The organism is Pseudomonas poae, assembly GCA_028869255.1.
Taxonomy (GTDB): Bacteria; Pseudomonadota; Gammaproteobacteria; order Pseudomonadales; family Pseudomonadaceae; genus Aquipseudomonas; species Aquipseudomonas poae_C.
Genome location: CP110972.1, coordinates 3,571,877 through 3,585,452, shown reverse-complemented (window position 1 = coordinate 3,585,452; position 13,576 = coordinate 3,571,877). Strand labels below are relative to the sequence as shown.

Below are 13,576 nucleotides of genomic sequence, written 5' to 3'. Positions count from 1 at the left end.
AGGTACTCTGCGCCATCGCCGCAAGACCGCGTTTACTAAGGAGCAGGCATGACGCACTTTACGGGCACTGTAAAATCGATCCGTCTGATTGGTGGGGCCCGGGTATTGGACTTTATCAATACCACCAATGGCCGGCGCCCCGGCACTGCACTCAAGTTCAAGGAAGAGCGCCTCACCAGTTTTCAATTCTTCTTTGAATGGGCGTTACATGCGTCGTTAATCTCCTCCCGGGAGTTTGATGCCTACAAGCCCATGGTGTTTGAATCGCCTATTCCCTATCAGCCGAACCTGGACGCGATTATCGCGTTCAGGGAGTGCCTGTACGCGGCGTTCTATCCGATGTCATTGAACCAGGCCGCGCCGGATGACGCCTTGCAGCAGATCAATCACGCGTTCCAGCAAGGTGTGGCCTGGCGGATACTGCGCTCGGTCAACGGCAGGCCTGCCTGGGACTGGCTACCCTGCACCTCGGCGCAGGAATTGACCACCTTGCTGATCGGGCGTCTGGCGATTGAGGCCACGCAATTGCTGGTGTCCGGTGATCTCCAAGCGTTGAGGAGCTGCAGCGCTACCGACTGCGATTGGGTGTTTCTCGATATCTCCAAGAACAAGCAGCGCAAATGGTGCCAGATGAGCGTATGCGGCAGCCGCGAGAAACTGAGCCGCCTCAAGCAAGTGGCCGCCCAGCCATAATTGCAGCGCAACGGCAGCGACGACGGGTAGTAATTGCTCCGCTTAATAGGAAGCATTACTATTCACGCCCCGCCTTCCCAGTGCTTCCGCGATGATTCCTCAGCCGCCCCGCAGAACAGGCTTTTTGCAGCATTACGAAGAGTTGATCGGAACCTGGACGCGTCGCCTGAGAAACCGTCAGCAGGCTGAAGATCTGGCCCACGACACCTTTGTGCGGGTGCTTGAGGCAAAATCCATCGATATTGCGCAGCCGCGTGCCTATCTGCATCAAACCGCACGCAATATAGCCGTGGACGCCTATCGACGCGAAGACCGTCGTGAAGCCATGGCGCTGGAAACCTGTGATCAGCGCTCGCCCGACAGTGGTGACCCGGAGCATTTCATGCACGCGATCCAGTTGGCGGACTCCATCGAACGGGCCCTGGCCGAATTGCCGCTCAACTGCCGCAAGATTTTCATCTGGCAGAAAATCGAGGGCCTGACCCAGCAGGAAATCGCCGAGCGCCTGGGCTTGTCTAAAAACATGGTGGAAAAGTATATGATCCGCACCCTGCGGCATCTACGCGACCGCCTGGACGCGATGGCCCCATGAACCATGCCCGCTTTGAAACAGGACCTTCCATGATGGATAGCCGCACTCGCGACGAAGCCGCGCACTGGTTTGTACGCCTGCAGGACGCCGACGTGAGCAGCGCCGAGCGCGAGCAGTTCGACGCATGGCGCACGGAGCAGCCTGAACACCAATATGAATTCGATGTGTTGCAAGGCATGTGGACCGCCACCGACCTGGTGCCCAAGGCCCGCCTGCAGGCACTCTGCGAAGCACCGGCCGAGCGCCCCCAACGCCGTGCAGTGTTGCGTTACGCGGTGGCGGCCAGTGTGGTCGCCGTCGCCCTGGGGCTGGGACTGTTCAGTGGTCTCGGCCAGCCCAAACCGTATACGGCCGAGTTCAGCACCCGCCTGGGCGAACATCGCCAGGTGGCGCTGCCCGATGGTTCGGTGATGGACCTCAACAGCCGCAGCCGTGTCGCGGTGCGCTATGAAAAAGACCGACGCGGCGTGGAGCTGAAGCAGGGTGAGGCGATGTTCAGCGTCGAGCACGACACCCGCCGGCCGTTTGTGGTGGCGGCCGGGGCAGGGCAGGTGACGGTCACCGGCACACGCTTTGATGTACGCCGCGATGACGACCAGACCCGTGTGGTGGTTGAGGCCGGCACCGTGAAGGTGCAAGGCCGTTCGCCGGATGAGTTGGTGACCCTGACGGCGGGCCGCGGCACTCACGTCGACAGCCAGGGCCTGGTGGCAGCGGCCTACGCCGTGAACGCCGAGGAACTGACAGCCTGGCGCACCGGCAAGCTGGTCTTCAATAACGCCTCGCTGGGTGAGGTGGCCCGGGAAGTCTCGCGTTATCGCGAGCAACCGTTGCGGGTCAGTACCCCGGCGGTCGGCAACCTGCGCCTGACCAGTGTATTCAAGGCCAACGACACCGACGCCTTGCTCAAGGCCCTGCCACACATCCTGCCGGTGGCGTTGCGCACCTTGCCGGACGGCAGCCAGGAAATAATTTCCCGCTGACATTCAGGTTTTTTCGCGCTCATCGTCTTCTCCTGCAACTGCAACTGGTTTGCATTAACAGCCGCATACTCTTGCGATCACAGGACTAGGTTCGACGTGAAAAAACTTGCCGTCTACAACAATAAAATCTCCCGCTGGGCGCCGCTGGCCCTGGCGCTTGCGGTCAGTGCCGCGGTGCCGTTGGCCTACGCTGCCGACGGTATTCATATCCAGGCTCAACCCCTGGGCGCGGCATTGAGCCAACTGGGCCAGCAGACGTCGCTGCAAGTGTTCTTCAGCCCCGATATCGTCGCGGGCAAGCAGGCTCCGGCGGTCGACGGCAACCTGTCCCCCGAACAGGCCCTGCGCCAACTGCTGCAAGGCAGTGGCCTGGATTACCAGATCGACGCCGGCTCGGTGACCCTGCGCCCGTTGAGCGGCGGCACCGGTGAAGCCGGTTCGCCCCTGGAACTGGGTGCTACCGACATCAAGGTGGTCGGTGACTGGCTGGGCGATGCCAACGCCGAAGTGGTACAGAACCACCCCGGCGCACGTACGGTGATCCGCCGCGAAGCCATGGTGGAGCAGGGCGCGATGAACGTCGGTGACGTGCTGCGCCGCGTGCCCGGTGTGCAGGTGCAGGAATCCAACGGCACCGGCGGCAGTGATATTTCCCTCAATGTCGGCGTTCGCGGCCTGACGTCGCGGCTGTCGCCACGCTCCACTGTGCTGATCGACGGCGTACCGGCGGCGTTCGCGCCGTATGGTCAGCCGCAGTTGTCGATGGCGCCGATTTCCTCGGGCAACCTGGACAGCATCGATGTGGTACGCGGTGCCGGCTCCGTGCGTTATGGGCCACAGAACGTCGGGGGCGTGATCAACTTCGTGACCCGCGCCATCCCCGAGAAATTCTCCGGCGAAGTCGGCAGCACCCTGCAAACCTCCGCCCATGGCGGCTGGAAGCACATCGATAACGCGTTTATCGGCGGCACCGCCGACAACGGCATCGGCGCGGCGCTGCTGTACTCCGGGGTCAACGGCAACGGCTATCGCAACAGCAACAACTCCAACGACATCGACGATGTGATCTTCAAAACCCACTGGGCGCCGACCGATCAAGACGACTTCTCGCTGAATTTCCACTACTACGACGCCAGCGCCGACATGCCCGGCGGCTTGACCCAGAAGCAATTCGACGCCAACCCCTACCAATCGGTACGCGACTGGGACAACTTCAGCGGCCGCCGCAAGGACGTGTCCTTCAAGTACATCCGTCAGATCGATGACCGTACCCAGGCCGAAGTGCTGACTTACTATTCCGACAGCTTCCGTGGCAGCAACATTGCCAACCGCGACCTCAGGACCCTCGGTTCCTACCCGCGCACCTATTACACCTTTGGCATCGAGCCGCGGGTGTCCCATGTGTTCGACGTGGGGCCCAGCACCCAGGAAGTCAGCCTGGGTTATCGCTACCTCAAAGAAGGCATGCACGAGCAGGCCACCAGTCTGAGCCTGGTCAATAACGTACCGACGCCGGTAGGCCGCAATGATGGCCACGTTTATCAGGACCGCACCGGAGGTACCGAAGCCAACGCTTTCTATGTCGATAACAAGATCGATATCGGCAAGTGGACGATCACCCCGGGTATCCGTTTTGAAGACATCCGCACTGAATGGCACGACCGCCCGGTTATCCCGCTGACCGGCCCGCGCACTCTGGAAAAACGCCGCGAGATCCACAACAACGAGCCGCTGCCGGCGCTGAGCGTGATGTATCACCTGTCTGATGCCTGGAAACTGTTCGCCAACTACGAGACCTCGTTCGGCAGCCTGCAATACTTCCAGCTGGGTCAGGGCGGCACCGGCGACCAGACCGCCAACGGTTTGAACCCGGAAAAGGCCAAGACCTACGAGGTGGGCACGCGCTACAACGACAGCGTGTGGGGCGGCGAGCTGACGTTCTTCTACATCGACTTCTCGGATGAGCTGCAATACGTCAGTAACGATGTGGGGTGGACCAACCTTGGTGCTACCAAGCACACCGGTATCGAAGCGTCGGCCCACTACGACCTGTCCAACCTGGACCCACGTCTTGACGGCCTGACCGCCAATGCCGGGTTCACCTACACCAAGGCCACCTCCGAGGGCGACGTGCCGTTCAAGGGCCGTGACTTGCCGCTGTACTCCCGTGAAGTGGCGACCCTGGGGCTGCGTTACGACATCAACCACTGGACCCACAACCTGGATGTGTACGCCCAGTCCGGCCAGCGCGCACCGGGCACCACCAACACCTACATCACCCAGGGCACGGCGGATGGCCAGTTCGGTGATATCCCGGGTTATGTCTCAGTCAACGTGCGCAGTGGGTATGACTTCGGCGAGCAATTGTCCAACCTCAAGCTGGGGGTTGGCGTGAAAAACGTCTTTGACCAGCAGCACTACACGCGTTCGAGCGATAACAATGCCGGGTTGTACCTGGGCGAGCCACGTACGTTCTTTGTACAGGCCAGCGTAGGGTTCTGATCCGTACCTGATAAGGAAAAGTCGCAGCTCTTTTTGGAGTTGCGATTTTTGTCTGTTTCCTACAGCGTTAAGGCATGTTTCTCCTCAGAATCAGGAACTGATCACGACACAAGGGCCACACAGGGATAGCGGAAAATCGCGCCCACTGTAATGGAGAAACCTATGTCGGTATCAATGCAGGACACCCCCGCATTCGCTTCATGCACCTCTGACCAAGCTCACGGCGATGCCAGCGTCAGGGACAAAGCCAGTCCGTCGGCATCTGCTATGCCATTCGCCAGGCACAGCCACACTGCAAACGTCAGTTTCCATGCTCACAACGCTCAGTCCGGGCCTGTGTTCGGCGAGTACCCCACCGCAACAGACCTTCACAACCCTGCCAATCAGCCTGATCACGACGCTCCTCTGACGCCGGGCTTCATGCATCAGCTCAAACATTTGCTGGCGCACTTGTTTGGCGGGCATCGGCCGCAACGCCCCGATTTCGGCACCCCGTACCCGGTTGCACCGGGCAGGCCAGACCCGCAGTACTCATCGAAGAGCCCCAACGAGTTGACCAGGCAGTTGCGTAACAACTTCAGTGCCTTCCAGGACCCCGTGAATCCGGGATTTGTCAGCGCCGCCAGTATTTATGCGATGGCGAATAAAGGCGCGTCCACCAACCCCGCCATTAACGAGAATATTCGCCTGGCCAACGAGCTGCTGCGGCGCCCGGACTTGATGAAAGCCCTCGATCGGCAAGGCGCGACCGGAGCGCTGGACGGACGGATCAGCCAGCAAAACCTGAATGCGATTATCAGTTCCAACAACCCATTCAAATACACCACCGACAAGCAGTTGGCCGCCGAGATGCTCCATCATTTCGACGCGTTGAACGGTGGGCGCACAGGGCAAGAGTTGAGCTTTACAGACCTGAGAACACTGGCTGCGCGCAACCTGACGGGGAACTCGGCCCAGGATCACCTGACGCGGTTGGCCCAGGAAGCGCTCAAGCGCGGCGAGGTGTTGAGAACCATGGACAACCTCAACGGCCGCGACAATGACGGACGCATCAACCGGGAGGCGCTGCGCAAGCTGTCGCGCTGATCGACAGTCAGGCGCCGCAATGCGGCTGCGGCGTCTGCCTCGATCATTTAAGGAACTCTTTACAGGCATTTGCCACATAGATCCTACACACCGGTTTTGATCAGGCCGTTCGTTTTGTCAGATCCCAAGTGAGGGCTAGCAAATGACTTCAACCTCGTTTAATTCCCCCAGTCCTGCTGTCACGAGCTGTTTCGCAACACCCATGAAACGTCAGGGGCAGGCTTGGTCGGACCCACCAACGAGCATGCCGCAGAAGCCCGACGAATGAGGGCTTTTGCCGGCCAGCGCAAATTCCAGGCGCCGGTTGCCGATGACTTTTACCGGGGCATGCTCGCCGACGGGCAAAGCTATGGCGGCAACTCGCTGAAACACACCGGATTGATCAATAGCCTGGCGGCCTGGTGGCGCAGGCACACGCTGGATTGACCACCTTGCGTGGCGGCGATTTTTACATGCTGTCATGGGTAGGCGTGCAATAACCGGAACTGCCACGTTCATCCAACCACACAGGTGGTGCTTGTCTGAATGGAATCAATTCGATGATTTCGGTCGCCATGGTGGCGATCACCCGGCAGGCGAGTATCTGAGAAGAGTTGGAGAAAACCCATGACAGTCGAGGGTGCACTACCTCACAGCCGGCCCCTGCTCCTGGACGGCCCGGCCGTACGATCAGCGTCGGTGCCCACTGATGCCAGGAACGAGACCCATCCCGCGCCCCCGCAGGAGCCTGCGCGCAGGCCCTTGCTGTTGCGCGGAACCTTGTCGGTGCTGCATCACCGCACGTTGCAGAACTTCCCCGTGGCCCGTGCGAACCTGTCCCCACCCGGCATAACGTCCACCGACAGCCAATTGGCGACGGCCCTGGAAAAAGCCTTTGGCCTGCTGCACCCCTTTCTGAATGACGGGCGCTTGACCTGGTCGTCGCTGCAGCGGGTTGCCGCTCGGCACACCGGTGAAAGCGAAGCGCTGGACCGAACGGTGGCGGTGGTCAGGGAAATCCTCAAGCGCCCGCGGTTGAGCGACGCAATCCTGAGTCGCGACGGTGATATCACCCGCGACAGCCTTGCGGCAGCCGCCCAGGCGTTACAGGGCAACAGCTCCCCGAGCCTGTTCAGCCAGGACCCGTTCCATGCCCATGGCAATGCCCAAGTGGTGCAAGCCCTGCAAGGTCAATTCGAGCAATTGCGAGACAAGACCAGGGACCGCACCTTTCTCTTCGAGCACCACCAGTACCTCGAAATTGCCACGCTCAAGGCGGTCATGCAGGACCCGTACGATGTGGATCAACTGGGCGCACCGGTGCTGGAACCGTCTACGGGCATGCCCCGGCCCAAGTACAGCGAACTCTGCGTCTACACGGCAAAGAACATTCTTGAGCGCCCGGGGTTGCTGCCTGCATTGGCGCGTGCGAGCGGCGCCCGGTTGTTTGGTCCGCCGCACAAGGAAGGCTGGCTCAGCAACAAAAGCCTCGATCGCTGGCTGGAGCAGGACGAGGCGCATAAAGCCCGCTGACGCGCCGGCTTACACCTTGAGGATTTTGCCGCTGATGGACACGGCCGCCAACAACACCGCGATCAGCACAAAGGCGGTGCTCAGGCTACTGCCATGGGCGATGAAACCAATCACGGCGGGGCCGGCAAGAATGCCCGCGTAACCCAAGGTGGTAATGGCTGGCACGGCAATATGTTCCGGCATGACCTTTTGCTTGCCGACGGCGGTGTACAACACCGGCACGATATTCGAACAACCGGCGCCCACCAGCGCATACCCCAGCAGTGCGGTTTCCCACGCGGGGAACCAGGTTGCCAGCAACATACCGGCGGTGGCCAGCGCGCCGCCGATCACGATCACTCGGGTCGCGCCCAGGCGCCGCACGATGGCATCACCGGTCAGGCGCCCGGCGGTCATGGTCAAGGCAAACGCCGCGTAACCCAGGCCAGCGTAGGCTTCGTCCAGGCCGCGCTCGGCGCTGAGGAACACCGCGCTCCAGTCCAGCACCGCGCCTTCGGCCAAAAATACAATAAAACACAGGCAACCGATAAACAGCACCACGCCGTGGGGTATCGCAAAGGCCGGCCCCGAACTCTCGCTGCCGTAAGGCAGCAGGTGCGGCCCGGCCTTGAGCAACGCCGCAATCATCACGACGATCACCACCAGGGTCGCCTGCAGCGGTGAAAGGCCCAGGCCCAGCAGCCCTGCGACACCTGCCGCACCGACAATCCCGCCCAGGCTGAACAACCCGTGAAAGCCCGACATCATGGTTTTGCCGCTGGCTCGCTCGACGATCACCGCCTGTAAATTGACCGTGGAATCCACCGTGCCCAGGCCGGCCCCAAACAGGAACAACGCCGCTATCAGCAAAGGTATCGAAGTGACCGTGGCCAGCATCGGCAGCGCCAGGCAGATCATGATCGTGCCGGCGCTCAGCACGCGACGGCAGCCAAAGCGCGAAGCCAATGCGCCCGCTGCGGGCATGGCGATGATCGAACCCACCCCCAGGCACAGCAGCAACAGGCCCAGGGTGCCTTCACTCAGGTCGGCGCGGGCCTTGGCATACGGCACCAGCGGTGCCCAGGCGGCGATACCGAAACCGGCGATGAAAAAAGCGATACGGGTCGACATTTGCTCCAGTCGCCCGGGAACCACGGGCGCAGAAGTGGGGATGGCAGTCATGAAAAATCCTTGGTTTTGCGTTCAACGAACGATGTCCGGCGTGACATCCTTGCACATCAGGCATTGGTGGGCGAGTCGGGTTCCCTCACAATCGAACGGCCTGCTTACGTTTCTATAACCTGCGACTGTCAAGGTGGATGCTCAATGACCCCGTTCTACGATGCCCGTGGCAACATTTATGGCGTGGTCAGCCCGACCGCCTTGAGAAACCAGGGTATCGAGTTACCCCAGAGCGCGGCCTTGGCCGCGAGTACACGCAAGGCTTGGACACTTTCGGCCATTGCCCGGGAGTGCGGCTGGGGCTCAATGCCACGCCCAACCGGTGCCAAGGCGCATCGCTGTGATGGGCTGCTGGTGGGGCCATTCCAGGCCGAGCCGCCGTTTGACCTGTTGATCGTCAATACCGACGGCTCACTGGCCGAGCGCAGTGGCAACGGCTTGACGATCTTTGCCCAGGCGCTCACCGATCAGGGCCTGATGACCGAGGCCAGTGAGTTGCGGGTGCATCATGACAAATCGGATGCACCCTCACCGGTTGCCACCCTGGTGACACCTGCGGTGTATGAGCAGGTTGCGGGGTTCTGGCTGGCGCTGGGTTTGCCCGAGTTCGGGCCATCGGCCGTGGGCGCGCAGGGCGTTGAGGGCGGCGACGAACTCAGCCACGTGAGCGAGCTGGCAGCGATCAACCCACACTGGGCGCACAGTCAGTTTGTGCGGGTGGGCAACCCCCATTGTGTGACGTTGGTCGAGCACGTATCGGCCTTGCCCGACAACCTGCCGATGCAACAGCCAGCCCTGTTCGAGCCACTAAAGGCGATTGCCTTCGCGCCCCCCGAAGGCGACGGCCGGCCTTGTGTGGCCGGGGTCAATTTGCAATGGGCGGCGCGTCAGCCCGGTAACCGAGTGATCGCAAGGGTGTTCGAGCGAGGTGAGGGGCCCACTGCGTCTTCCGGAACCAGCGCCAGTGCTGTGGCTTGTGCAGCGTGGCGTGCGGGTTGGGTCGAGCATGGCGAAGTCGCTGTGGTGATGCCGGGTGGCACTGCGCCAGTGCGCTTGCATGTTCAGGCCGATACATTACTGAGCGTCAGCCTGTTCGGGACTGCCCAGCCGCAGGCGTAATGTTTTTTAACGACTCATGCCCTAAGTTGGTGTGAGGCGTTTCTCTATTCATTAGTTATGTAGTTTGATTGTTTGTGTAGGGCATTTCTTGTTGTTAAGAAGTGGCTATTTGATTCGATTTAATATTTTGTAAAAGACCTTTCCAACTTCAGTGTACGAAACTTCTTTTTTGATTTTTTACGGCCGATTTCTGCCTGGAATCGCTAAGCTTCAGGGCGTTCAGGCACTTTTTCTCGGCAATTTATTCCACGGGAGGAAGTCTTTCAGTGTCGTAAGTAAGGCGGGTAACAACGGATGGTTAATACGTTTGTTGCGTCACGTTTCAAATTGATTGTTTCAAGTATGAGTACCGACTTCCAAGTACTGGCCTTCAAAGGCAGCGAGGTGCTTGACCAGCCGTTTTTCATACAGGTTCAGTTGGTCAGTGAAAACCCATCGATTGACCTCGAGACGATGCTCCATCAACCCGCCTACCTGGATTTTGGCGAGGCTGACGCAGGTCTGCATGGGCAGGTATATGCCATCGGTCGAGATGACCCTGGTCGACGGCTTACCCGCTATCACCTGACCCTGGCACCGCGCCTGGCCAGCCTTGCTTACCGGCGCGACCAGCGGATTTTCCAGCAGCGCAGCGTGCCGCAAATCATCGCCGCCGTACTCGAACACCACGGTATTCTGGCCGATGCCTATGTGTTCGAACTGGGGCCGGTGGTGTATCCGCCGCGCAGGTTCTGCGTGCAGTACGCGGAAAGCGACCTGCAGTTCATTCAGCGGCTGTGCGAAGAGGAGGGCATTCACTATCACTTTCGCCACCGCGCAGACGCTCATCTGCTGGTATTCGGCGATGACCAGACCGTCTTTCATCGCTTGCCCGTGCAGCGTTACTGCCCAGCCGATGGACCACAGGCCGACACGCCGGTTATCCAGCGTTTCGATGTGCGACTGGCCACCCGCAGTCATAAAGTGGTGCACCGTGACCATGACTTCGAACACCCTTCGCTGCGCCTGCAAGCGAGCGCTGGCGCTGCCTCGGCGCAGCCCCTTGAGGACTATAGCTACCCCGGCGGGTTCAGCGGGCATGTCCAGGGCAAGCGTTTGGCGCAGCGTGGGTTGGAGCGCCATCAAAGCACCCAATACCGGGTAGTGGGCAAGAGTGATCAGCCGGCCCTGCGCAGTGGGCATTTTCTCGAGTTACGTGAGCATCCCGATCCGCCCTGCAACGACTTGTGGCTGATCAATTCGGTACGTCACGAGGGTTATCAGCCGCAGGTGCTGGAGGAGGCGACGCCTGAAGCTACGGTGTTCCAGGGGTATCGCAATCGCTTCACTGCAACCCCCTGGCGAGCGGTGTATCGACCGCCCCTCAAACATCCCAGACCGATTATCCATGGCAGCCAGACCGCAACAGTGACCGGGCCTGTCGGCGAGGAAGTCCACTGTGATGCGTATGGTCGGGTGAAGGTGCGTTTTCACTGGGACCGCCAGGACAAGGACGATGACAAAAGCAGTTGCTGGGTACGGGTAGCGTCCGGTTGGGCCGGCGACGGGTTTGGCGCGACGATGATCCCGCGGGTCGGCATGGAAGTGCTGGTGACCTTTCTGGAGGGCGACCCGGATCGGCCATTGATCAACGGTTGCCTGCCGAATGCGCAGCACCGGCCGCCCTATCCCTTGCCGCAGCACAAGACCCGGAGTGTGCTGCGCAGCCGCAGTTCCCTGGCGGGCGGCGGCGCCAACGAACTGCACCTGGAAGACCGTCGCGGCGAGGAGCTGATCTATCTGCGCGCCGAACGGGACCTGGAGCAGCAGGTTGGCCACGACAGCCGCCTGGAGGTGGCGGGGGAACGGCTTGAGATCATCCGGGGTTCAAGCACCGTTCACCTGGAAAGCGAGGAGCATCGCCACGTCACGGGTGATCGAAAAGTAGTGCTCAAGGCGAGCGACCACCTCGATGTGCAAGGCGATAGCCGAACTCACGTCGGCCGAACCCTGGTGCTGGAAGCAGGGCAGCAACTGCACGTCAAGGCCGGGGCCAGCCTGGTTATCGATGCGGGCACCCAGCTGAGCCTCAAGGCGGGCGGCGAGCATCTGGTGATCCAGGCCGGTGGGATCTTCAGCAGTCGCCCGATCATCCAGGGTGGCTCACCGTCCGTGACCCGGCTCGCCAGTGTCCTTGCGGGGGCCGGTTCGCCGAAAATCAGCGTAGTGCAAGGCGCGCTCCTGGACCTCGCCAGGCAACTGGGGGCGGATGTCTGCCCGGTGTGCGAACACTGTCGTGAAGGCTTATGCGATCTGCCAGGGAGGGCCGCTTGATGCCGAGCATGCCGGCCCAATGGATGGCCCGACAGCAACAGGCTGGACGCCGGCTGTGCTTGATCCTGGAGGGCTGCGACGACGCACGCCCGTTGCTGCTGGCGGTGCGCACCCTGGCGCAGTATCGCAACCTCTATGCCGAGGGCGTTCTGGCGCAATTGGCGACGGCAGGCCCGGTGGTCCTGCTGCTGGAGCAGGAGAGTGAACCGGCACTGCTCAACCTGCTGCAACGCCCGCAAACCAACTGGGGCTGGCTGGGCAGTTTGCCAGATGAGGACCTGGCGAACGTGACACGGCATTGGCGCGACCGGTTACTGGTAGGGCCGGAGGGTGATCACGTGCTCTACCGCTTCCACGACAACCGCACGCTGGCTCGCGCACTGGAGCATCTGGCTGTGGAGCACTGGCCGGTATTTCTCGGGCCCTTGATCAGTGTGTGCTACTGGCATGACGGCCGTTGGCAGTGCGGCGATAACCCTGCGCCCGGTGATTATCCGGTGCCCGATCCCGCCCCATGGCTGAACACGCCAAATCCAAATGCCACGGCCATTTTGCACGCCAATATCCTGCGCTACCTGTTGGCCGAACACAGTGAAGTACTGGCGGCATTGGTGGAATTCCATGAACCGAAAATCTGGCTGGCCCAAGTGCTGGAACAGGCGCGTGCCTGGCAGTGGAGCGGCTCTGAGCAGTTGGAGTTCCTCGTGGTACGACGTTTGGAAGAGGCCACGGGCAGCAGTGTGATTCGGTGGCCGCCGAGGGAGGGAGAAACACCGGGGGATCACTTTGAACGGGTGGTTGAGCAGTGGCGCGTGGAAGGGCAGAAACAATGAGCAGGATGAGGTGGGGCATATTGCTGGCGCTGGGTATGGCGGGGCTTTCGGGGTGTGTGGGGCAGCCGGTGGACAGTTTTACGTTGGAAGTGGATTTGCCTGCGCAATTCAAACTGAAAACGGCCGCCAATTACCGGCCGGCCACCGGGGAGACCTGCACGTTGCCGCCGCGGCGAGGCAAGAGGCCGGAGAGGAAGGTCTTTTTTACGGAATACAACCCAGTGGCCGGTCGGGTGAGTTATCAGCTGCCGCTCACTGAAACGGTGGAGGGCTGCCCATTGGTGTTGAGCGGCATTGAGTTTGATTTTTTTGGGAAGTGGGGAACGCGGAGTTGGGATGCCGGGGGAGATTTTGGCAGCATCGGTATCGCGGATCGTCTGGATACAGCCGCAATGCCCGCGTCGGGTGTTCTGGAGCTGTCTGGTCTTTGTCAGTGGTGGTTCCGGACGGCAGGTCCTCTTCATGCGATCAGGAAAATCCTGCAATGCCGTTCGTGGAACGCTACGCGCCAACTGGAAACGCTGGCAGGAGGCGCTGCACAACGCGATCAGTTGCCGGGGAAAACACTCAGGATGGTGCTGACGTTGAGTGACGAGGAACAACCCGCTTTTGACGATAACTGGATCGCTGTTCCCGGCGGCTGGAGGCGTTGTAGAGGGAGTAGTTTCGAAGATTTGTATGCTTACTGCGGCGGTAACACCACTGATTTTAAGCCTATAAAAATGCCTGATGGCCGCATCTGCGATATCTACCCATCGTGCAACTGACAAGGAGCAAGAGCC

12 protein-coding genes are annotated in these 13,576 nt (G+C 60.8%); 11 read left to right on the top strand and 1 reads right to left on the bottom strand.

Features of this window, described 5'->3' with window-relative positions; all coding sequences use genetic code 11:
* Positions 1 to 48 precede the first annotated feature (48 nt).
* From LRS56_16025 to LRS56_15995, 7 genes are all read left to right on the top strand, one after another.
* Positions 49 to 693 (top strand): CGNR zinc finger domain-containing protein, encoded by a 645-nt coding sequence (locus LRS56_16025; protein WDU60423.1) that lies wholly within the window; start codon positions 49 to 51, stop codon positions 691 to 693.
* A 91-nt stretch (positions 694 to 784) separates the two neighbouring features.
* Positions 785 to 1,285 carry a sigma-70 family RNA polymerase sigma factor gene (locus tag LRS56_16020; protein WDU60422.1) on the top strand — a complete coding sequence of 167 codons (501 nt, stop codon included), beginning with the start codon at positions 785 to 787 and terminating at the stop codon, positions 1,283 to 1,285.
* Between the two features lie 29 nt (positions 1,286 to 1,314).
* Positions 1,315 to 2,268, top strand: a complete 954-nt coding sequence (locus LRS56_16015) for a FecR family protein (GenBank protein ID WDU60421.1) — start codon at positions 1,315 to 1,317, stop codon at positions 2,266 to 2,268.
* Between the two features lie 96 nt (positions 2,269 to 2,364).
* Positions 2,365 to 4,770, top strand: coding sequence for a TonB-dependent siderophore receptor (locus LRS56_16010; protein ID WDU60420.1), 2,406 nt, complete (start codon positions 2,365 to 2,367; stop codon positions 4,768 to 4,770).
* 420 nt (positions 4,771 to 5,190) lie between these two features.
* Positions 5,191 to 5,856, top strand: a complete 666-nt coding sequence (locus LRS56_16005) for a hypothetical protein (protein ID WDU60419.1) — start codon at positions 5,191 to 5,193, stop codon at positions 5,854 to 5,856.
* 264 nt (positions 5,857 to 6,120) lie between these two features.
* A complete protein-coding gene (locus LRS56_16000; protein WDU60418.1) occupies positions 6,121 to 6,282 on the top strand; it encodes a type III secretion effector protein in 162 nt (53 codons plus the stop codon).
* A 321-nt stretch (positions 6,283 to 6,603) separates the two neighbouring features.
* A complete protein-coding gene (locus LRS56_15995; protein ID WDU60417.1) occupies positions 6,604 to 7,368 on the top strand; it encodes a type III secretion effector protein in 765 nt (254 codons plus the stop codon).
* Between the two features lie 9 nt (positions 7,369 to 7,377).
* Here LRS56_15995 and LRS56_15990 read toward each other — a convergent pair whose 3' ends face one another.
* Entirely contained in the window at positions 7,378 to 8,529 is a 1,152-nt protein-coding gene (locus LRS56_15990; GenBank protein ID WDU60416.1) for an MFS transporter, read from the bottom strand.
* Positions 8,530 to 8,673: 144 nt separating this feature from the next.
* Here LRS56_15990 and LRS56_15985 point away from each other — a divergent pair, with 144 nt between their 5' ends.
* From LRS56_15985 to LRS56_15970, 4 genes are all read left to right on the top strand, one after another.
* Positions 8,674 to 9,648, top strand: coding sequence for a diaminopimelate epimerase (locus LRS56_15985; GenBank protein WDU60415.1), 975 nt, complete (start codon positions 8,674 to 8,676; stop codon positions 9,646 to 9,648).
* Positions 9,649 to 9,942: 294 nt separating this feature from the next.
* Positions 9,943 to 11,961, top strand: a complete 2,019-nt coding sequence (gene tssI / locus LRS56_15980; GenBank protein WDU60414.1) for a type VI secretion system tip protein TssI/VgrG — start codon at positions 9,943 to 9,945, stop codon at positions 11,959 to 11,961.
* Positions 11,961 to 12,794, top strand: a complete 834-nt coding sequence (locus LRS56_15975) for a DUF4123 domain-containing protein (GenBank protein ID WDU60413.1) — start codon at positions 11,961 to 11,963, stop codon at positions 12,792 to 12,794. The genes tssI and LRS56_15975 overlap by 1 nt, the downstream gene beginning before the upstream one ends.
* Entirely contained in the window at positions 12,791 to 13,561 is a 771-nt protein-coding gene (locus LRS56_15970) for a hypothetical protein (protein ID WDU60412.1), read from the top strand. Before LRS56_15975 ends, LRS56_15970 begins: the two co-directional genes overlap by 4 nt.
* The last annotated feature ends 15 nt before the right edge of the window (positions 13,562 to 13,576 follow it).

Coding starts and splice junctions, on each gene's coding strand:
- LRS56_15985 (WDU60415.1), top strand. CDS start 8,674: ATGACCCCGTTCTACGATGCCCGTGGCAACATTTATGGCGTGGTCAGC.
- LRS56_15990 (WDU60416.1), bottom strand. CDS start 8,529: ATGACTGCCATCCCCACTTCTGCGCCCGTGGTTCCCGGGCGACTGGAG.
- LRS56_16000 (WDU60418.1), top strand. CDS start 6,121: ATGAGGGCTTTTGCCGGCCAGCGCAAATTCCAGGCGCCGGTTGCCGAT.
- LRS56_16020 (WDU60422.1), top strand. CDS start 785: ATGATTCCTCAGCCGCCCCGCAGAACAGGCTTTTTGCAGCATTACGAA.
- LRS56_15970 (WDU60412.1), top strand. CDS start 12,791: ATGAGCAGGATGAGGTGGGGCATATTGCTGGCGCTGGGTATGGCGGGG.
- LRS56_16015 (WDU60421.1), top strand. CDS start 1,315: ATGATGGATAGCCGCACTCGCGACGAAGCCGCGCACTGGTTTGTACGC.
- LRS56_16025 (WDU60423.1), top strand. CDS start 49: ATGACGCACTTTACGGGCACTGTAAAATCGATCCGTCTGATTGGTGGG.
- tssI (WDU60414.1), top strand. CDS start 9,943: ATGGTTAATACGTTTGTTGCGTCACGTTTCAAATTGATTGTTTCAAGT.
- LRS56_16005 (WDU60419.1), top strand. CDS start 5,191: ATGCATCAGCTCAAACATTTGCTGGCGCACTTGTTTGGCGGGCATCGG.
- LRS56_15975 (WDU60413.1), top strand. CDS start 11,961: ATGCCGAGCATGCCGGCCCAATGGATGGCCCGACAGCAACAGGCTGGA.